This is a genomic window from Advenella incenata (assembly GCF_004217095.1).
In the GTDB taxonomy this organism is placed as follows: Bacteria; Pseudomonadota; Gammaproteobacteria; order Burkholderiales; family Burkholderiaceae_B; genus Advenella; species Advenella incenata.
The window spans coordinates 37,970-58,822 of sequence record NZ_SHKO01000001.1 but is presented as its reverse complement, the minus strand read 5'-3'; the positions used below and the strand labels follow the sequence as shown (position 1 = coordinate 58,822).

General features: G+C 45.5%; 15 protein-coding genes. 4 read left to right on the top strand and 11 right to left on the bottom strand.

Features of this window, described 5'->3' with window-relative positions; translation table 11 throughout:
• Positions 1-19 precede the first annotated feature (19 nt).
• Positions 20-2,050 (bottom strand): hydantoinase/oxoprolinase family protein, encoded by a 2,031-nt coding sequence (locus EV681_RS00230; protein ID WP_130303966.1) that lies wholly within the window; start codon positions 2,048-2,050, stop codon positions 20-22.
• 159 nt (positions 2,051-2,209) lie between these two features.
• Between EV681_RS00230 and EV681_RS00225 the strand changes: the two genes are divergently transcribed.
• Positions 2,210-3,121 carry a LysR substrate-binding domain-containing protein gene (locus EV681_RS00225; RefSeq protein ID WP_130303000.1) on the top strand — a complete coding sequence of 304 codons (912 nt, stop codon included), beginning with the start codon at positions 2,210-2,212 and terminating at the stop codon, positions 3,119-3,121.
• Between the two features lie 694 nt (positions 3,122-3,815).
• Here the strand turns inward: EV681_RS00225 and EV681_RS00220 are convergent.
• From EV681_RS00220 to EV681_RS00200, 5 genes are read right to left on the bottom strand one after another with little or no spacing between them, the layout of a single operon-like run.
• Positions 3,816-5,000: a lysozyme inhibitor LprI family protein gene (locus EV681_RS00220; RefSeq protein WP_130302999.1), complete on the bottom strand. Its 1,185-nt coding sequence runs from the start codon at positions 4,998-5,000 to the stop codon at positions 3,816-3,818.
• A 14-nt stretch (positions 5,001-5,014) separates the two neighbouring features.
• Positions 5,015-6,049, bottom strand: a complete 1,035-nt coding sequence (locus EV681_RS00215) for a hypothetical protein (protein ID WP_130302998.1) — start codon at positions 6,047-6,049, stop codon at positions 5,015-5,017.
• Positions 6,050-6,060: 11 nt separating this feature from the next.
• A complete protein-coding gene (locus EV681_RS00210) occupies positions 6,061-7,530 on the bottom strand; it encodes an ATP-binding protein (RefSeq protein WP_130302997.1) in 1,470 nt (489 codons plus the stop codon).
• Positions 7,531-7,533: 3 nt separating this feature from the next.
• On the bottom strand, positions 7,534-10,029 hold the full coding sequence (locus tag EV681_RS00205; protein ID WP_130302996.1) for an Hsp70 family protein: 2,496 nt from the start codon (positions 10,027-10,029) through the stop codon (positions 7,534-7,536).
• Positions 10,026-10,406: a hypothetical protein gene (locus EV681_RS00200; RefSeq protein ID WP_130302995.1), complete on the bottom strand. Its 381-nt coding sequence runs from the start codon at positions 10,404-10,406 to the stop codon at positions 10,026-10,028. The genes EV681_RS00205 and EV681_RS00200 overlap by 4 nt, the downstream gene beginning before the upstream one ends.
• Positions 10,407-10,879: 473 nt before the next feature.
• Between EV681_RS00200 and EV681_RS00195 the strand changes: the two genes are divergently transcribed.
• Complete coding sequence (locus tag EV681_RS00195; RefSeq protein ID WP_130302994.1) at positions 10,880-12,760, top strand: DUF262 domain-containing protein; 1,881 nt, start codon at positions 10,880-10,882, stop codon at positions 12,758-12,760.
• A 79-nt stretch (positions 12,761-12,839) separates the two neighbouring features.
• Positions 12,840-13,178, top strand: a complete 339-nt coding sequence (locus EV681_RS00190) for a hypothetical protein (protein WP_130302993.1) — start codon at positions 12,840-12,842, stop codon at positions 13,176-13,178.
• 230 nt (positions 13,179-13,408) lie between these two features.
• Here EV681_RS00190 and EV681_RS00185 read toward each other — a convergent pair whose 3' ends face one another.
• Positions 13,409-15,109: an ATP-dependent nuclease gene (locus tag EV681_RS00185; protein WP_130302992.1), complete on the bottom strand. Its 1,701-nt coding sequence runs from the start codon at positions 15,107-15,109 to the stop codon at positions 13,409-13,411.
• A 144-nt stretch (positions 15,110-15,253) separates the two neighbouring features.
• Here EV681_RS00185 and EV681_RS00180 point away from each other — a divergent pair, with 144 nt between their 5' ends.
• Positions 15,254-15,754: a hypothetical protein gene (locus EV681_RS00180; protein WP_130302991.1), complete on the top strand. Its 501-nt coding sequence runs from the start codon at positions 15,254-15,256 to the stop codon at positions 15,752-15,754.
• Positions 15,755-16,724: 970 nt separating this feature from the next.
• On the opposite strand, the gene EV681_RS00175 is transcribed toward EV681_RS00180, so the two are convergent.
• Genes EV681_RS00175 through EV681_RS00160 form a run of 4 tightly spaced genes read right to left on the bottom strand, consistent with a single transcriptional unit; the run spans position 16,725 to position 20,692 of the window.
• Positions 16,725-17,498, bottom strand: coding sequence for an enoyl-CoA hydratase/isomerase family protein (locus EV681_RS00175; RefSeq protein ID WP_130302990.1), 774 nt, complete (start codon positions 17,496-17,498; stop codon positions 16,725-16,727).
• Position 17,499: 1 nt separating this feature from the next.
• Entirely contained in the window at positions 17,500-18,465 is a 966-nt protein-coding gene (locus tag EV681_RS00170) for a Bug family tripartite tricarboxylate transporter substrate binding protein (RefSeq protein ID WP_130302989.1), read from the bottom strand.
• 32 nt (positions 18,466-18,497) lie between these two features.
• The gene (locus EV681_RS00165; RefSeq protein WP_130302988.1) at positions 18,498-19,502 is read right to left on the bottom strand and encodes an NADPH:quinone oxidoreductase family protein; all 1,005 of its coding nucleotides are present in this window, start codon (positions 19,500-19,502) and stop codon (positions 18,498-18,500) included.
• Positions 19,499-20,692 (bottom strand): CaiB/BaiF CoA transferase family protein, encoded by a 1,194-nt coding sequence (locus EV681_RS00160; RefSeq protein WP_130302987.1) that lies wholly within the window; start codon positions 20,690-20,692, stop codon positions 19,499-19,501. Before EV681_RS00160 ends, EV681_RS00165 begins: the two co-directional genes overlap by 4 nt.
• Positions 20,693-20,853 lie beyond the last annotated feature (161 nt).

The following is a 20,853-nucleotide window of genomic DNA, read 5'->3' as shown; positions in this document are numbered from 1 at the left end:
AAATACTCGATAAATGATTTCAAATTTGGATGAGGATATTTTCTGACGGATCAACACTCACGCGCTGACCTTCGAGCACTACTGTCGTCGAGCTCATCTCTTCAATGATTAGCGGACCGATCAACTCTGTTCCGACAGACAGAGAAGCGCGTTGATACACACGTGTTGTCCGCCAGCCTACTCCCGTACCGAAATAGACCTTACGTTCACTCCATGAAGGTTCACCTTTCGTCTGTGCCGGAGCCGACTCACTATCTTTAGCGACTAGCCCAACTGCTTGTACGCGACAGTTAACAATTTCAACCGCATAATCCGGATTGTCGTGCCCGTACTGTGCTCGATGAGCCTGATGGAACGCTTCAACAAACTCGTTCATACCATCTTCATCGGGATTCATCGAAACCCGGATATCATGTGTCTGACCCCGGTAACGGGCGTCAATGTGGAAGAAAAACCGTCGACTTTCCTCTGAAATATGTTCATGAGCTAGCCATTCATCACTTTCCTGTCGCATCTCCTGCAAAGCCTGCCCCACCGAACTCCACGTGTCTTTGTTCAATGGAAGCAACTGAGTACGCACAAAATCGCGACTAACATCTGCTAGCAGGATGCCCCTGGCACACATCGTGCCAGGCTCTTGAGGCACCAATACTCGCTTAATTCCGCATTCCTGAGCGACCTCTACCGAATGAAGGGGGCCGGCACCACCAAAGGCAAACAAGGTAAAGGAAGCCGGATCATGCCCATGTTCCGTAGAAACGGCCCGAATAGCTCGACTCATATTTGCCACGGCAATTCTCAAGACACCGTATGCCGCCTCCTCAACGCTCAAACCTAATGGTCGCCCAATCTGCTCTTCTATCGCTGCCGCTGCACGCTCGTGATCAACCGTCATACGCCCATCAAGCAACGCCACAGGATTTAGTCTGCCGAGAACAATGTTTACATCAGTAAGCGTGACTTCGGTACCTCCCTTACAAAAGGCGACAGGACCTGGCACCGCACCAGCACTTCTGGGACCGACTTTTAATGCCCCAACCTCATCAAGCCTCGCGATACTCCCTCCGCCGGCCCCTACAACGTGGATATCCACCATTGGCATTTTCACAGGATATCCGGCTACTAAGCGATCCGACGTAAAACTGAGGCGGCTGCCAGAGATGATCGACACGTCCGTGCTTGTTCCACCAACGTCGAACGTGATAATTTCTGAAATTCCTGCAGCCGCTCCAAGGACAGCGCTCCCCACCACGCCCGCTGCAGGTCCAGAAAGACAAGTTAAAACGGGAAGACTTGCCACAGTATTCAGCGGCATCAGTCCACCATTAGAGTGGAATGTCAATGGCTCGACCTTTAATCCAACATCGGCTAACCGGGTGCGAAGACGATCCAAGTAGGTTTGCATACGCGGCGCAATATACGCGTTAAGCACCGTCGTCGATGTGCGCTCGAACTCCCTAAACTCAGGCAGCACTTCGTATGAAACGCTTACATGTATTTCGGGTGCAATGCGTTGAATCACACGACGAGCCTTTTGCTCATGAGCCGGGTTTCGATACGAATGGAGAAATGTGACCGCGATAGCCTTCACTCCATCGGCTATCAATTCCTTTACAACCGCCTCAAGCGCTTCCTCATTAAGTTCTCTCAGCGGCTCTCCGTTCGAGGATAAACGTTCGTCAACTTCGACCCGATGGCGCCGCTGCACAAGTGGATGGGGCTTCTGAATACCGTGATCGTACAAAGAAGGACGTGTCTGGCGGCCGACCGCCAACACGTCTCGGAACCCTTTGGTCGTAACCAAGCCGGTCTTCACTCCCGTGCGCTCTATTACCATATTGGTCGCTACCGTAGTCCCGTGACCGAAGTACTCAACGTCCTGAGGCTGCACAGAGAATATCCGCAGCATTTCCCGAGTCCCTTCCTCGATCGCCACAGATGGATCTGCAGGGGACGAGGGCACCTTAAAATAAGACAATGCACCCGTGCTGACATCCGTCATCACGAAATCCGTGAACGTGCCGCCTACATCAATTCCAATCCGAACCATGATAATTTCCACTGAATGAATTTCTATGCCTGCATCATAGTATCCACCCAAGATATAAACAACGGCACAGAATATTGGACGCGCATAATGAAATGTTATACTTCGAGAATCGCAACGAAACTCTAAGTAAGGCTATTTAGCCTCGAAAAGGCATTAGATATGGCGCTTCATCCAAAACAGCTTGAGGCCTTCTATAAGGTTATGTGCACAGGCAGCATGACGTTGGCAGCAGAAATGCTAAAGGTCAGCCAGCCTGCCGTTAGTAGATTAATTAAAGACCTGGAAGCGACTTTATCAATACGTCTTTTCAGACGAGAGGGCAATCGCCTGATTCCCGGAGACGAAGCACGACGACTCTTTCGAGAAGTTGAACGTTTTTATCGTGGTATGGAATCAATAGAACTCATCGCGAATGATCTAAAGGCAGCACGTGTCGGAACGCTGCGCATTGCCACCATTAGTGCGCTAGGGTTAGGATTCTTAAGTGATGGGATTGGAGCGTTTTCGAAGGCACACCCTCAGGTGATAGTTTCATTGGACATATGCCAGTCTCAGGGCGTTCTAGAACTCGTCACGGCCAATCAGGTTGATATCGGATACGTCGGCTTTATAGGTGCCGAATATCCCGGCGTTGACTTCTTTCCACAACCCGATGCTGCAGTTGTTTGCGTATTACCACACAATCATGCCCTTGCAGAGCAAGATACAGTAAATATCACCGACCTTGAGGGGCAACCAATAATTTCTCTACGATCGGATAGCCCTCTTCGCATGCGCGTCGAAATGGCACTAAAAGCAGCTGACGTGAAGTACCGTCCCGTTATGGAAACAACACATGCTCTATCAGCATGTAGTCTTGTCGCCTCTGGGCTGGGAATAACGCTTGCCGACCCATTCACAGCAGCGCTCCTACATGATCCCAGAGTCGTCTGCCGACCTATAGTTCCTAACATTCCATACGCATTTTCGATGGTCTTTCCATCACACCAGCCTAGGCCAAAAGTGGTAGATAGTTTCATTAGGGAGATGAAAATAATTTTCGATCAACACTTTTCATCCATTACAAATTAACAGGATCAAACGGCGTGTAAGAACACCTACTCGTCTACGTAAACCCCTTCATACGCCGGACCTGATCATCATTTGCCTTAAATGATCGGATGCTTACGTTTTGCACTGATGCAGTCGCTCGTCCCATAATCTCGGAATTCGTCACGTCATGGCTGAATGAAAATCCAGGGATCTTGTTCCTATTTAATTGCCCAAAAAACGATAAGCATGCGGCCCTAGCCGTATAAATTGGACTCGATGCGACGCCAGGTAATTATTTTTCCAGAATAAACATCGCCAACCAAGACGCAAATAAAAACGGGCTCCGTTAAAAAACAGAGCCCGTTTGCAAATCTGTACTTCTACAGATTATTCTCACTAATTATGAGAACCGACAACACCTGTCGTATCTCACAATAAGTGAAAATTTCTGGATTTTTTCTCACAATTAATGAAAATATTTTCCAGAATAAGAAAAACCCACATAACCAATTGAATTAAAACAATATTTATATAGTCAATGCTTTTGTCTAATTTATACTGTAGGAATCAATCTAAAGAGCCAATATAACTAAAGTCACGATTTCCGATGCTGCAGCTTAGTCGAGTAGTCCTACACCTTCGCCTGATGCACTAACCGCTCGGATAGAGTTACGCGGCATGAATACAATTCCTAGTTTTTCAAAATCTATCCTACTTATTCCAATGAATTAATTCAGAAATTTTCAATAAATTCTAATCCCTTTACATAACTTGATTTCAAACACGCCAAACTATCTCCGCAAGCATTACGTTCCTTAATCCAACCTCGCAGTTGATTCACTATTCTCGTTTTTTCATCTCCGATTGCCATAGCTTTCGCTGCAGCTACGGCATTACTGAACGAAACATCAAGAGAACTTAAAAGCGGGGTGCGACAAATCATATACTCAGTACTATTAGAAGCTTTATTACAATCGAAGCTAGGCCCGTTAAAAACTGCATTTAGCTCATTATTACAAGTACGAACAGTACCTTTAGTTGCCGCATCTATCGTTGCCGAAATATCCTTGCCTATCGAATTTGGATTTCTTTTGTAGTATCGACGATTATAGATTTCAATCTTGCGACTCATACATTCTGACACAGCGCGGTTACCGCCACTCGCATATTTACTTACGGCTATTCTTATAATTTCTCTATTTTCAGGATAAGCGCCTCCAGATGGAATCGGTTTAAATTGCTTGACCTCATCCTCATGGCTTGACGCGGATGTATTTAACTGTCCGGTCGACATCTCAAACGCTCTAGCTTCAGCAATAGCCTCTGAAATAATCTGATTCCGATAGGAGGCAATGTCATCGATTGCCCTGGAGTAATGATCCTGATAGTATCGATAATTCCCGCATCGGCTGTTGTAATCGCTGACAATACGGTTGAAATTATCGACACCGTTGGTTGAATAAAAAATAGATCTCATTGCTCCAAGACGTATATTTTCACGAAGGCACCACCGAATTTCTATAACGGACAACACATTGCTGTTACCAGCACCAGGCTTTGTAAACTGCAAATCATCGAGTGACGCAATAACTGTGGATTTAGCTGTCGGAGTGGGATTATTCTGTCGAGTGTTGTACATGGAAGCCTCTGACTTGGGGAGAGCAGGCTGTCGTCCATTATTTTTTTCATTACTGATAATCCAGACTAATATAACAAGACCGGTTATTACAGCGACCCATATGCCGCTCCAACCACCACCTCGTTCTGAGTTGTCAGTGCCTCCCTTTGAAGAACTAGTTTTAGCAGTATTGGCGGTCGCCGATCTCTGACTAGCTTGTATGGACGCATCAATGTCGCCAATATCTGACACTAAATCTGTAAGTCCAGAAAAGCCGCGATTATTATCTTTGTTTACCATTGACAATTATTTTTTTATTTGCGAAACAAATGGTTCCGCGGTTTTCCAATGTTATCAAGAACATCTGCATCCTCCGAAACACGCTGTATAACAGTATCAATCTCTGCAAACACGTCCTGTAACATTTTCACAAGTTCACGTGAGAGATCCAGTTTGTTGTGTTTATTAAACAGATGAATCGCAAGATCGCGTACCAGAAAAGCTAGATCTAGACTTTGCCTATGTTCGATTCCTCGACTCTTTGCGCTAACTTGTATTGGCTGAGCCACCATGTCCCAATTTTTCATAACTTGGACAAGTTTTTTCACTATGATAGTAAGTACCGAATCAGGTTTTTGTGCATCAACAGCCCTCCGCAATTTCTCGACAAGAACTGTTATATTTTCCTCTTCTTTTGTGAGAAACCCTTGAGCTTCTACCTCATAGAAGTCAGTAAGTTCAGCTATAAGAATTGGGCTCGGTACTTGCCCATTCTTAGTTGCCTTCACGACTACAGTAGTAACTGCTCCAACCAAGTCTTTTGGGAACAGATTATCTAGCGAGGACTTGAAAATTTTTCGATAATATTTTCGTCGCTCCTGAATTTCTGCGTCAATGACTGCCGCGTCCAGTACGGCAGGAAAGCCAGAAACAACCCTAGCCTCATTGATAAGTAGTCTTAGATCTTCTGATTTAATATTTTCAAACTCCCGAGATATTTCGATGATCCAGTTCTCTACTTCTGTGGTACTCAGAAAAGGTAAGCGAAATAGAGCGGCAACAAGGAGATTAGTTCGCGTAATCGACGGCAAATTTTCAACCGCGAGCAGTTCTCTTGGAGAGGAATCAAGGCGTGACAATAAATCTCGTGTGCGCTCTGAGTCGATGCCTAGTAACCAAGCGACTTCTGCCGAAAGCCTTTTCCGTGGTGCCGTTAATTCGGACTGAGCCTGTATGCCCACGTCTGAGTCAACTAAAAGACTTTGTTCATCCGCCAGCTCCATAATTCGACGACGATGGTCCCAAGGGCTGGCATTGAGAATATGAAATGGATTTTGTAAGAGGTCCATGATATTTTCTACTAATCGCTCCAGATGAATCCTATCGACTTACCTTTTTTATCTTGAGAATTAGGAAGACCATTTACAGCAGCATCGATGCATTCCTGATCAAGTTGCGTCTTCCCGTTCTTGGCAGCCAACCGCGCAGCCTCGCGTATGACAAAAGTTACGTCAGAGAGAGCTTTACCGGCTAGAACATCCAGCATTCTAGCTATATTAAGTTCATCGGTGACGGGCAGTTTGCTCAAAAGTGACTCTATCAGCGACTCCACTTCTTCTCGAGAAGGCATTCCAACTTCAATGATGTGATCGAAACGGCCACGCCGCAAAATGGCAGGGTCAATCATATCAATTAGATTCGTCATGGCAATAATCAATACGTTACTGTTGATTGCCTCTGGGATTCGACGAAGAAATTCGGCTACCTCTTCGACGTGATGTAGGCCTGATGAAATTCCCGCGTTTCTATCCGATAGAAAAGACTCCATTTCATCGATAACAATGACAGATGGAGCGGTATCTATTGCTTTGTCAAAAATTTCTGAAATTTTCTTGCTTGTTGCATGAACATATGGGCTGCCAACGCTATTCGAAGTGATGGGATAACACGGCCAATCGATATGTTCAACTAGTCGCTCTACTGCGAAAGTTTTTCCACACCCCGGTGGTCCATGCAGGACGACCGCTGATGGAAACTCAATACCCATCGCCTGATACTTATCTACATTGAATATTATGTCGATCACATGTTCGTTAAAGAAACACTCGAGCAGAGGTCTGCCTGGAAGTTTAAATACTTTCGTATTGTCCGATGTATCAGAGGATTGTGTTAGTAGGCTGGACTCATCGGAGCCCAGAGAAATATTAGGTTTTGTTTCGATTTTTACTTTAGAAGTATGCTGAGGCTTAGTAAATAACCTCACCTCTGTAGGCACATAAAATCCGACAGTATTTAGAATATCTGCCAATTCGCTGGCGTGCATCCATCCAGTAAGAGCAGCTAAACGTCGGAAGGATGCAGTTGATATGGCCACTCCTCCAGACATCCATGTGCCCAAAACCACTTCATCAATGACATGCGGAATCAGAGTAGATGTTGGAAGTAATCTTGAATACTGCTCAACATAAACAGCGTTATGAAAAGAAATACTATCCGAAAATTTTCGTGACTCTTTAATCGCAAGCGCAAAGGCTAACACCTCAAGCTTATTTTCAGGCGATTTCCCGTTTACTACCGGCGCAAGGACGTATTTCTTTGGGCTACTTAAACAATACAAGAGCCCGCAGTCTGTTGAGACTTTAACAAAGACCGATTCAGCCAAGAGCCCAATTTCATTCCAGTTTTGTACAAGTTCCTGCCGCGCAATTAATATATTGCTCGGACCAGTTGTGTCAAGGATCTGCCATTCTTCTCCGAAGTAGAGTAGAGACCGAATTTTTGAACCATCCGGAAGTCCATGTCCCCTAGGCAGCCAAAAGTCCTTTGCCACAACTTACCCCGTAATAATATTGGTTACATCGGTCATCGCTTGCTCAGCTCCCCCACCGATTTGTATAGTAGATAGCTGCGCAAGAACCTCTCGTAGGCACTTTATATCGTCTTCACGGACGAACTTCATGCCCATCTGCACTAATTCGTTGAAGCGCTGTTGATTAGAAAAGCGATGAGGCGCACTAATCAACCACTTGAAGCGCGCGACCACAAACCAATCTTGTCTCCATAGAATTTCAAAACTCATTTTTTTAAGCCGATCTAGTTGGCGTTCAAAGTCATCGTTCTTTTCCCCGATGGACTTCTGTACGAGCCTCACTTGGCTATCAAAGGTCGCTTCCTCAGATTGTTGGGCATGCTGGCGAACGTGCTCATCGAATAAGACAACTATTCCATTGAGATCAATTTGTTGAATCTCCGATAAATGCTCCATTCTGACTTCGTCCAACAGTATTCGCGCCGCTAGAATTTTCTCCATTGCTTCCTGAGATTTTTCGGTTTCCGTTTCTTCTGGGTCGAGCGACACGACTGATTCGAGTTTCTGACGTGCTTCGTGTAGTTTCGGGCTGTCTATCGCTGCGTTTATTTCTCCAATACGAGTTAGCGTTCTTTTACCTTCATCTATCACTAGAGCAGCTGCTGTCGAGTAGTCGAGTCGAGTATCATCAGTAGAATAAAAGTTCTTCTCGGAATGGAAAGTACTACCAATACAGGGTACCGATACTTCAAGAACGAGATTTCCGGAATCGAGTAATTCAAAGTCACAGATCAAGTCGGCACCAGCGGGGATCACTCCGTCATCAAAATCGGAGCCAGATATCTTTAAGACGCCGATGGCGCGATTATCACTTATCGGGTCTCTTATGTCACCCTCCCAAATTTTCAAGTTAAGCGAACCTGCATCCCTGGCTTTAAGTGATTCAGCCGCCTTGAAAACTAACTTTCCTTTCTTGGGTAATGAATCACCAGCACGAACCAAATATTCAATTACAGGACGGCCTCCGAGCTTACTCAAGACCTCTACGCCGATTGAGTGGGAAGCGGGGATAGCCTCTACCGTTGCGGCAGTGCGAGTGATGACAATTTGGTCCTGCTCTAAGGAAATAGGCCGACCTATGGAATCATAGACCGAGACCTTAAATGTATTTTCTCCAGCTTTCGTCAAGAATACCTTAGTGGTTACTCCGGATTTAAGAGTTAGACGGCCTGAAGTCCAACCAGTATCGATACTGTCGATCTGGAACTCCAAACCTTGCTCGACGGTATTGGTTAACTGAACAGCAATCGAAGCATTTTCGTCTGATGTACGGGCAATGTAATTAAAAGACAATGCCAACTTGCTACCCAATGAAATCTGCCCGCGACTACCTTTTCTTGATCGGCTCTGCGTGCTCCAATCAATAGACTCCGCGAAAAGACTTGCTCCCTGTGCGACCGCGGTCATTGGATTTACATCTATGCTTCCTAGAATTCCTAGTTCAAAGGCAATCTTGTCGCGTAAGGGCTTGTAATTGGTCGGGCCACCAACAAATACAATACGTTCCACATCGTGTGAAGATAGTCCAGCACTATCGATAGCCTTTCGCGTAGCCACGATAGATTCGTCGACACGCTCACTAATTAACCGGTCGTATATGTCGCGTTGTAAAGGAATATCGATATAGATTTCGGTACCGTTAAGATCACGCACCCGCGCTTCAGTTTCTGAGAGGCTAATGACTGTACTCTCTCTTGCAGACAATTCGATCTTTGCGCGCTCTGTAGCCCAAGTAGCCAATCGGATGAGCGATTTGAAGGTGGGATTTACGGAAAAATCCTCAGGAAGGTCAAATTGCTCATGTAGCCACGGCCGAACAACGCTATCAAGTAGAACTCGGTCAAAATCTCGACCACCGCACATGGCGATGCCACCGTGGGAAAGAAGGTTGACGCGACCGCCAATATTTTCGGCAATTGCTACGTCCAAAGTACCTCCGCCCAGATCATAAATCAGAAATATTCCATCGCTATTTCGAGCATGCATCACGCTCATGACCGCGGCAACCGGCTCCTGCATGAGCGCAACCTTTCCAAGGCCTGCCATACTAGCAGCTTGCATAGTGGCATCTTTCTGCATTTGATTAAAAGCCGCTGGTACTGTAATCACTGTGCCGGTGTCTGGGTCGTTCCGAATTTCTTCCGGTAGGTATCCGAAGAGTACTTTTAATACCTCCGCGGAACATTCCTCAGGGGTTTTGCTCTGTTTTATCGCAGAAAATTGGATCGGTGTACTCGTCCCCATTAGACGTTTAAACAAAGTTGCAGAATTATCTGGACTGTGTGGAGCAAAATCATAAGCCCGTTTACCCACGTACTTATTACCCCGCCTATCAATATATATTGCCGATGGAGTCACGTCATTTTGTTCAGGGCTTTTCCAAATTCGAGCTTCAGAACCATCGTACGAACAAATCGCACTATTCGTCGTACCCAAATCAATACCAACAAAATATTTCATAGCTCAACTTTCCTCAGCGTGACTGTCCCGGATCTAACCAGCCCATCTTTCCCCATAATGATTGGTTCAAGCATTTGATCCACCGCCAAAATATCTGTCGTACCGAACTCATCGATATTTAATGGAGTCGCAGCCAAGCCCGGGTCAAAGCGAGATCCCTCAACATTGACAATTCTCAGCTCTGCTTGTGCCAGTGCTTCTTCAACTTTCTTTATGAACCACCGAAATTGACTTCTGTATCTATTCTGTTTTTCGATGTCGAGTTTTAACAGCAGACGATCAAACACTCGTCCAAAGCGCCACGACTCAATAGCCATACTAACTACAACATCCAACAATATTTCGGAGTTTCCTTCGTGATGTTCTGAATCATCCATTCACTTATTCTCTATATTATTACTTTGACTTTAGCCAGTTAGGTATCCATCACTGTAGTGATTTACTTGTCTTGCGGATTTACGTCCACACTTAATTTGTCAAAATTCAATTGGTCAACAACGTATCTTTCGATACGATATGTACACACATATAAATCGATCCCTGTCCTGTCGAACTGAAAACGGTATGCCGACACTTTCAATCTGTAGCGATTTAGTTACAAATAAACGGATTTAATAGTTATTTAACGGTAATATATATATTATCTAACATAATACATATTCTATAACATTATTTAGACAGGGGCCGATTTTCTCAAAATTAAAGGGTTGATCCTAGCACTTAGCAATATATTGTCTAGTGAGAGTATGAGAGTATCGTGGGTAATTCGGACGATGACCAAACTCAACTGCCTGATATTTAGTTTGTCGCTCATATAAATAACAAGATTGAAAATACAAGGAAGATAGAAATGGCAGGCAGTTTCGAAAAGGCGATCACGATTCGCCAAGCTATTCGTAATATCGATGATCGTACTTTTTTATTACCAGCCATTCAGCGAAATTTTGTCTGGACTACTCAGCAAATCTGCATTTTATTTGACTCTCTAATGCGGGATTACCCAATCAATACTTTCATGATGTGGGATGTCATCAGTTCTGAAATCAAAAATAAATATCGGTTTTACAGTTTTTTGACGGATTTTTGTCAACGCTTTAAGGAGTCCAACGATTATGTTCCAACTAAGGGGGAATTCAAAGATTTCAAAGCGGTCATTGACGGACAACAACGCCTGACATCAATTTATATTGGATTGAAAGGTACCTACGCCTACAAGCAGCCCCGCGTCTGGTGGCCAAATACACGCAATGATCAAGCTCTTCCGCCTCGCAAACTCTATCTCAACCTGGCAAGCGGAGTGGACGGAGAAGACAACGAATCGATGACGCAATATCAATTTCGATTCCTAACAAAACAGCAGGAAGAGACTTACAATAATGACTCAAAGGCACACTGGTTCGAAGTCGGCAAGGTACTAACCCTACCAGAAGTAGAGTCAGTAGACGAGATCCCATTCGATGTAGTTCTGCCCTATCTTAAGCTATGTGGCCTAGATTCCAATAGCTTTGCACGTAAGGCACTAACCCGACTTTACTATCTAGTTAGGCATGAAGAAGTAATCCACTACTACAACGAACAAAGTCAAGACATTGACCACGTCCTCGATGTTTTCATTAGAACCAATAGTGGCGGCACTCCTCTTGCATTTTCTGATCTGTTAATGTCGATTGCCATTGCTAACTGGAAAGGTGATGCCCGTAAAGATATTGATGAACTTGTCACAGAGGTTCGACAAAGCTCTGAGATGCAGTTCTCAATTGGTAGAGATTGGGTTCTTAAAACCTGCTTGATGTTGGCCGGTGCCGATGTGAAGTTTCGAGTAAAGAACTTCGACTCCGATCAAGTCTATGCGATCCAGCAGCAATGGGGAAACATCAGGGACTGTATAGTTGCCACCTTCAAGCTGTTAAAAAATTTTGGAATGAATGATCAGTCCCTTAGAGCCAAGAACGCTGTAATCCCATTGGCATTCTACCTATACAAACAGTCATTCCGTGGCAAACCACTATATCAGGCAATCAATAATATCAACATTCTGCGTGACGAGCGCCTAGCACTGTCAAAGTGGTTACATATGGTGCTGTTGCGCGGGGTATTTGGTGGGCAATCTGATGGTATTTTATCGAGAATGCAAAAGATCCTTTCGTCACATCTAAACGAGGGATTATTCCCACTCAACTCAATAATTGACGCATTTACAGGTACGAATAAGGACCTTCGTTTCGATGAGGCTTATCTGAAAGGACTACTAGAGCTTCAATACGGTGATCCACGCTGCCGCTCTGTTTTGAGTTTGCTATTTCCAGAAGTTAATGAAAACCTGCAACTGGATATAGATCATCTACATCCACGAAGTGCATTTACCAAATCGGCACTTGCCGAAGAAACTTTTTTGAAGGATGAGCCTGAGCTATTGAAATACTATCAAAATCCTTCCAACTGGAACTCACTCGCTAACCTGCATCTACTAAACGCGTCTCAAAATCGTGCAAAGCAAAACTTATCTCTGATCGCATGGATGTCCAAGAAAGATCTTGGCGTTAAACCAGTAGATTTGTTGTTAGATGATGAGGACATCCTTTCGTTTTCCGATTTCAAACTGTTCTGTGAAAAACGCAGAGAGGTTTTGCTTCAACGTCTACGAGACAATATTTATATGAGCGACAGGTTAATTGCTACTGGAGAAGTTATAGACGAAGAAGAGGAATCTGAAATAGAGGAGTTGGCATGAAAGGGTCCCTAGATAACATGAATTACGAACAACGTCAAATATCCACAATCCTTGAACGAACATAACCACGGGAATAATCATGCATTACGAGGATAGCGATGATGAATTCAAACGTAATTACGATAATTATGGATGGCGATCCCGTCGCGAGTATCTTGAAATATTTGCCGAAGATAGAGAAAACCGACCTCAACGTGAGCGGCTATGGAAAATTCAAGTAAAGGGATTTTCAGAGGGTATAAAAATGCCCGAACGGATTGTGGATCAGTCAAAATTATCTATGCTTATCGATCCATCAACCGGCAGTTTTTTGGAGATTATGTGTTTTGATGACCATCCATTTCGATTAAATAAAATCGAAATTATTCATCGCACTAAAACGGTGTGTCTTCATATTTTATCCAGATGGAATAGTTAATACACAATCGGATGCAGATAAACGAATAAAAGGGTTACCTGAGCCTATGTGAGATCAATGAACTCACTCAGAGCTTTATATGGTAAAGTCAGAGACGTGTGAACGCCCAACTCGGTCAGCCCCTGCGGGCTTTTGAGAACCTCGTTCGAAAACAGAGTTTCATCTGAAATGCGTGCTGCTCCCTGCCCTAAAATATCGAGGTCTATGACACCGCGTTTATTCGGCGCATCCTACTTTGATGAGGAGCTCAAAGCTAGTTTTCTTTCTAACGAGCTGACTAGTGCGTCAATTGAAGCGCGTTTATGCGCATTTAACGCTGTAGAAGGTGTCTTAGCTACCGCGCGGGCGACAGTATCCTTTAACTGTGCTTTAACACGGTCACCCCAAGGTTTAGCTGCTTTATCGAAACAAGTTTTCGCCCGGGTAGACCATTTTTCATTCCCGCGAAAAGATGTTGACCTTAAATCGACACCAAACCTCGTCATAACGTCATCAGCATACGCATCAACATTAAAGCAGTCTTCAAGTTCTGAGTTTTGCATGCCTCTACACATGACTAAGGTAAGGTCGGCAATTTTCAAAAGGCCATCACTTTCGGCCTTTTCATAACCCAATCGTCCAGCTGCATCATGATCTAGCAATACATGTGCTGAACACAAAGCATTGCTTAACATATTAAGTTTGTAAGAGAGGTTTCCAGCACCGGCTAAACCTTCAATTACTAGAAAATTTTGCTTCAAAGCGGCTCCAATCGCGTCGCTCAATGTCGGCAATAGCGCTCTTAGCGCTATCACGTCTTCATTGCCCTCCACTACTAATACATGACTCGCATTCACGAGATTATCAGATGCTCTAATGCCGAGCAATTCGCGGATACTGGCGATTGTTTTAGCAGGTTTCGCACTATTCGTATCTACGAGGATATTGCGCGCGATCTGATCACGATCAGCGAATAATGGGCAATGACTAGTCAACACCACTTGGTTTTCCGGCACCAGATTTAGGATAGCTTCTCTGAGGCTATGAATTGCACCAGGGTGTAAATGCGATTCTGGCTCTTCAATTGCGATGATGGAGGCCGCACCCATCGATCTGCGCTTCGCTCTTAGGAGTCCAAGTACAGCGAGGCTTTTTACACCGTCGCCCTTAAACTCAAGTAAAGTTCGCGTGCCATCGTCAATCTCCACACGACACTGACTTCGTAACGCACTACGTCGGGCGGCAGGAGGGACTTGTACATAAACTTTGCTAATGCTTGGCAAAAATTCGCTTAATGATTCCTTGATAGAATTGCCGATCCGTTCAAGAATTGGTTCTTGCAGATCGGCAATAGCTTGCAAGGCAGCAATATAACTAGGCGCGGTTTCAAGCTTTGCTAGCTCGTCAGCAAGCATTTCCTGCACCACCTCTTCCGCATGCTCCTCCGTTCTCACTGCCGGTATGTAATTAAACTCAATTTTTTCAGCGATATACTGGGCGATTCTTGCTGATTTCGAGGACAGGGTATTTCCTCCTGGTCCTTTCTTAGGAACATGAATGGCGTGCTCGTTGGTTTTTCCAATCTTGATTTCGATCGGAAGAGTGCCATTGAGGTTACTTTTGATGGCATTCCGAAATTCGTTTACTTCATCCTCATCAAGTGCAAACTCAAGTCTAAATTTTGATTCCAGTCCACTTCTCCGATCTTGCAGTGAAATAGGAAAATCGCGTCGCCATACAAACCTGTCGCGTTCGAGTGGGCGTGCAAAACGACTTGGTCTATGTTTTGTCCCGTGATCGGTTAACATCTTCATCGAAACGGCAAGCGCCCTTAGTATATTCGATTTTCCTTCGTTGTTTTTCCCTAGAAGTACTGCTATGTCACCTATAGGTATCCTGTGCGTGCCAATAATGCTTCGATAATTGGTGACTGAAAAAAAAGCGAGCCGCATGAATTTCCTTTTAAGATCGAACACATATCAGTTTGGGTAGAAGAGAACAATTTGGAATAATTACATAAGGATTCAAATTTTACCATTAGTATTTTTAAATGAATTTACTCATGGAGTGAAATTCTTTTTCGCGTGCGAAGAATTTTGGGACAACTCGCATTTACGCAAAGTCCCTATCCTGCATATAGTCCTTTAGTAGTGCAAGAAGCTGTCAACGGCTCAAATAGATTAATTACCCATCCGGTTTGGAAAATTTTAAAGAGTCCAATTTATGATCGAGTGACCGCAAACCTTTTTCTGTCGCAACTCAATCAGCTGCATTTGGATGGACTCAAGAAAGATTGGCTTTTATCGAGGGCTGATCTATTTAACGATCCACTTATTGCCACGTTAGTGAGGTTCACCACGCTGGATTCCGTTTCTACTCTTGTGGTAATTTTGGAATTGGCAAAAGCAGAAAGAGGTTTCAATAAGATTAATATTGCAAAACAGCTGTACCACGCGCTGTTGAAAATAGGTATACAAATTCCAGAAACAGAAAACTTGCGGAGAAACTTTTTTTTTATTGTTGTGCGAACATGTTCTAGAAAAAGTGAACTGGGCAAAGGGCGCAGCTCTTTTAGACTCCGAGATTTACTTGTTTAGTGTTAAAAAGTTGGACTGCTACTACCCTATCACTAAACATAATGGCTTAATTCTCCCCACGAAAGACGATCTAAAGAGCATTCGCGAACGATCCACAGGTTTATTTTATGGGCTACAAGCGCATGGAAAGTTAGAATTTCTCAGTGATCTAAGACTCATATACGTTCCTGAAGAAATCGCTTTCGCAAAATCGGAAGAACTCAAAACGTTGCTTATAACGCGGCTAGGTGATCTGATTGAGATGGGGTACCCCATAACTGAGTGCCTTTCGTTTACAGGTAAAGATATAAATATTCATATCAACAATTACCAGGTCGGGCGTTTGTTCGCCTCATGGGCTAACTATGAAAGTCAATACTCGTCATTATCCTGAAAAACGATTCATTTAGATAATTCCATTCGCACTTATTTTGAGGTTTCGGTTGTAGAGTTATCGACTGATATATAGCGATCCACCCTAATTCATCTCGCGCGGATCACGCCTCGTTCTTCAAAAATACGACGCTTGCATTAACATTAACCAATCCACTTAAGAAAAAACGGGGACGGAAAATCCGTCCTCGTTCAATAAAAAATATTCTCACTTAATGTCGAGTCTCACAATTAGTGAAAATCGTGTGCTTGATTTTAAAGGCTTTTTTCACTCTGCATCATACCGGTCACGATTCGATTGCGTCATTGCGCGTTTAGAGGTATGTAGAAAATTTGGTGCTTGTGGTTTATTTTGTCTGGGTAAGCAATGCCGGGACACGACTTATCGACTTCGGACAGCATGAGTGATGGCGGCGAGGACGAGCGGTCTGGATTTGGATGGCCAATAGGCGTGTGCAGTCTAACCCGGATTTTGTCACGCAAGGGGAACACCACCGACAATGTCGCCACGAAGCGCTTCGTTGGCAGACAAAAATTTGTGTTTTCTCTCCGAGCGGCTTTGACAAAATGCAACATCTACACCTGCGAACCTATTAATTTACCGTCCAATAAAGTGCGGTTTACGTTTTTCAATGAAAGCGCGTGCACCTTCTGTGCGATCTTCACTGTTGTAAAGATCCGGTCCGACCGATAGCCGCAAAGCGGCAGCGATCGGCAAGTCTATTCCTTTTGTCGCAACGGCTTTCATGCGTTGAGTGGAAAGCGGTGCATTGTCGGCAATCCTGATAGCCAACTCGTGAGCGTACTCCAGGATTTCGCCTGGCTCGATAACATGATTGATTAGACCGACTCTATAAGCATCCTGGGCGCACAGAAGCTCGCCGGTGAATAACATCTCCAATGCCGCTCCCCGAAGGATGAGTCGAGGAAGCACCGCGCTACCGAAATTTGCACCCATTCCGACTTTCGCTTCAGGTAGTCCGATTCTGGCATTCGAACTGGCAATTCGGATATCGCACGCTAATGCGAGCTCACACCCTCCGCCTGCTGCAACGCCATTTATCGCCGCTATTGTGGGTTTGGTCATTTCCAGCACGATTTCATTCAGGTTACGTGATGGTCCACCCATCGGGTGGACCATTCTTCCGTCGTCATTCAATTCCTTCAGATCAACACCGGCGGAGAATGCGCGCTCCCCGCTCCCTGTGAATATAACGACTCTGACATCAGGGTCGGCGTCCAGCATGAGGGAGGCATCGACTAATTCCGAAAAAGTGGATTTTGCCAGAGCGTTCATACGGTCTGGCCGGTGAATGGTGATCAGCCCGATCCGGCGCTCAATATTGACTTGGATATCCTTATATTGGCCCATGTCAGTTCACCGGTTGCATATTGGCTTTCTTCATGACGTCCAGCCAGGTGCGGCGTTCATTTTCGGCAAACACCTCGAACTCCTTCGCAGTCATGTCGCTGGGGCTTACGCTCAGCGCTTTCATTCGTTTGTGCGCGGCCTCTGTCGAAGAAGCCTTGCGCATCGCTGCATTAATCTCCTCTATAATTTCCGAAGGTGTATTCTTGGGCGCCCAGACACCGTACCAAGCGGTTACATCAAATTCCTTGAGTCCATTTTCCGCGATGGTGGGAACATCAGGTAGTTCAGCCATGCGTTCCTTGGTAGAAACAGCCAGTGCGCGAAGCGTACCTGCCCGAATTTGCGGCATAACACTTGCCGCCGTGGAGTAAAGCAAGTCAACATGCCCGCCAATGACATTGGTAAGTGCGGGGGCTGTTCCACTGAACGGGACATGTGTCATATTCAGCTTTTCTTGCAAAGCAACGCGTTCACCTGTCAAATGCGGCAGTGATCCTTGCGCGCCAGAAGCAAAAGTGACATTCTTGTTTTTTCCCGTTTCCAATACATCTTTAAAGGTTTTGAAAGGAGAATCCTTGCCTGTAACAACGATGATGGGCGCCGATCCCAGAACTCCGATGGGACGGAAGTCGTCGACAGCATTGAAAGGCAGATGATTGTACATACCGTCATACATGACTTGCTGAGACGTGTTGGCTAATAAGGTATAGCCATCCGGTTTGCTTGTTGCAACTGTGCGCGCCCCGATGGTGCCGGCAGCGCCAGGCTTTGGTTCTATCACTATCGGCTGCCCCAGAATTTGGGCCACGTCATCGGTGATCAGTCGCGCGAAGGTTTCAGTCGTGCCGCCGGCCTGGTAAGGGGAAATGAGTACAATAGGTCGTTCTGGATACGTTGCGTTTGCTTGGGACGCTGTGCAGACTGCGCTGATTGTCAGCAATAAGCCGACGCTTAGACGTTGTAACATGGTATCTCCTTGTTGTGGTTCGGACTATTTAGTTATTGATATGGCTTCATAATGATCCGGCCAATGACTTCTCGGCTGGCGATCATTTGTAAAGCAGTTTTAAATTCGGACAGTGGCAGAATCGCATGCGTATGCGGAGTCAACTTTCCTTCGCTGGCCCATTCAAATAGCTGAGCGTACGCAGCTCGCAGTCTGGAATCATTATTAGGGCCGACAGGATGATGGCCCCATCCAAAGTAGTAACCCCAGTAAACGCCCAAAATGCTGATATTTTTTACTAACACGATGTTTGCAGGGATTTGCGGTATGTCACCGCTGGCAAATCCCATGGGAATGATTCTTCCTTCTGGGGCAATGCAGCGCAACGAATTGTCGAACATTGCACCACCGACCGGATCATAGATGACATCGGCACCCCGACCGTCTGTCAGGCGTATGACTTCTTCTTTCCAGTTCGATTTACGATAGTTAAAGACATGGTGGGCGCCATGCTCCTTGACCATATTCGCTTTAGCCTCTGATCCTGCTGTGGCAATGACAATTGCCCCTAGTGCCCGGGCTACTTCGACGGCGGCTATTCCGCTGCCTCCTGCCGCTCCGTGTATGAGCGCCACTTCGCCTTCGGCAAGGTTCGCTCTCCATTTCAACGCGCCATAAGCCGTGCCGTAAATTGTAGGGAAGTGGGCGCCGATATCAAATGGGATATTTTCCGGAAGACGGAATACGGTTTGTTCCGGCGCAATCACCTCCTGCGCATAGCCCCCGTTCTTCACACCGGCAATAACACGATCTCCTATACTAAATTGCGTAACGTTTTCCCCGACCTCGGTAATAATACCCGCAACCTCTGTACCAGGTATTAAGGGTAACGGTGCTTTGTTCTGATGCTTCCCTTCCATAACGAGCAAGCTGGCGAAACTGGCGCTGCAAGCCTGAACGCTTATACGCATTGATCCCGGCTGGATATCAGGCCGTTCTACTTCTTCAAGATTTGCGGCTTCCGCTCCTCCGTACTGTCGGCATACAACTGCTTTCACTTTCTTTCTCCTATCGCTGCGTTGCTGGCGAACATCGCTTGAATTCTTTCTTCTGAAAACCCTAATTCACTTAATACTTCGTCGGTATGTTCTCCCAGGCGCGGGGCGGGCCGTGTCGGCTCCGGCTGCGTTGCGGACCATTTGCTGGATACTCCCAGGCTACGAATTGTCCCTTCAGAGGGATGTTCTATCGTTTTGAAAAAACCGCTTTTCATGAGATGGGGATGCGTGAACAGCGATTCCATCGTTTCGATTTTGGCCACCGGAATGTCAGCTGCCTCGAGAAGCTGGATCCAATGTAAGGTCGAGTTAGTTGAAAAAATCTCGGAAACAATGGCGTATAGCTCATCGATATGGATACTTCTGTTGGCTAACGAACTGAATCGACTGTCCTGCATGATTTCCGGTCGCCCTGCAGTTTCAAAAAATTTTTGCCATTGTCGGTCAGTCAAAACCATCATACACATATAGCCGTCTGTGGTTCGAAAGGGTCGGCGGATAGATGCGTAGCGATGAAAAATGGGCGTCCCGATCGGAGGCTCGAAGGTCATGCCTTGCATATGATCCGAAAGAACCAGCGAAACAATAGATTCGAACATCGGTACTTCTATGTGTTGCCCCTTACCCGTCGTTGAGCGGTGATAAAGGGCGCCCAGAACGGCATTGGCGGCCAGGATTCCCGTCACGCGATCGGCGAGGGCAATGGGCGCGTAGCGGGCCGGATCATTCTCGGCTTTGAGCGACGCGATACCGGCAGCAGCTTGTATCAGGTCATCGTACGCAGGCTTCTCGTTATACGGTCCTTCGCTGCTGTATCCGACAATGTTCAGATAAATCAAATCGGGGTTCCGGGTGACGACTTGTTCGTAAGATAAGCCCAATTTAGTCATGGCTCTCGGACGGATGTTGCACACAAATACATCAGTTTTCTTTAATGCGCGTAAAAAGGCCTCTTTCCCTTCGGGGCTTTTCAGATCCAGCGCGACACTCCGTTTGCTTCTGTTGGTGTGCAAAAACATGGAACCCATGCCGCTATGGCGAGCCGGCCCAAGGTCTCGGATGCTATCTCCATATGGACTTTCGACCTTAATAACATCTGCTCCCATGTCCCCAAGGATACAGGTACATACCGGGCCGGAAAGGGCCGTGGTGAGATCCAGCACTCGCACTCCGTGTAAAGGGCCGCTCATTTAAGTTATTGCTCCTAGTTCTAATTTTCAACGCTTAACATACCTATCAGTATCTTTGAATTTCAGGTTTTTTATAATAAGGGAAAATACCTAAACATATAATGATAATTGGTAAATTATTTTTTAAGAAAATATTATAGAATACTAATCAGTATGTATTA

Coding starts and splice junctions, on each gene's coding strand:
- EV681_RS00225 (WP_130303000.1), top strand. CDS start 2,210: ATGGCGCTTCATCCAAAACAGCTTGAGGCCTTCTATAAGGTTATGTGC.
- EV681_RS00215 (WP_130302998.1), bottom strand. CDS start 6,049: ATGGACCTCTTACAAAATCCATTTCATATTCTCAATGCCAGCCCTTGG.
- EV681_RS00160 (WP_130302987.1), bottom strand. CDS start 20,692: ATGAGCGGCCCTTTACACGGAGTGCGAGTGCTGGATCTCACCACGGCC.
- EV681_RS00170 (WP_130302989.1), bottom strand. CDS start 18,465: ATGTTACAACGTCTAAGCGTCGGCTTATTGCTGACAATCAGCGCAGTC.
- EV681_RS00220 (WP_130302999.1), bottom strand. CDS start 5,000: ATGGTAAACAAAGATAATAATCGCGGCTTTTCTGGACTTACAGATTTA.
- EV681_RS00205 (WP_130302996.1), bottom strand. CDS start 10,029: ATGAAATATTTTGTTGGTATTGATTTGGGTACGACGAATAGTGCGATT.
- EV681_RS00195 (WP_130302994.1), top strand. CDS start 10,880: ATGGCAGGCAGTTTCGAAAAGGCGATCACGATTCGCCAAGCTATTCGT.
- EV681_RS00230 (WP_130303966.1), bottom strand. CDS start 2,050: ATGGTTCGGATTGGAATTGATGTAGGCGGCACGTTCACGGATTTCGTG.
- EV681_RS00190 (WP_130302993.1), top strand. CDS start 12,840: ATGCATTACGAGGATAGCGATGATGAATTCAAACGTAATTACGATAAT.
- EV681_RS00200 (WP_130302995.1), bottom strand. CDS start 10,406: ATGGATGATTCAGAACATCACGAAGGAAACTCCGAAATATTGTTGGAT.
- EV681_RS00185 (WP_130302992.1), bottom strand. CDS start 15,109: ATGCGGCTCGCTTTTTTTTCAGTCACCAATTATCGAAGCATTATTGGC.
- EV681_RS00175 (WP_130302990.1), bottom strand. CDS start 17,498: ATGGGCCAATATAAGGATATCCAAGTCAATATTGAGCGCCGGATCGGG.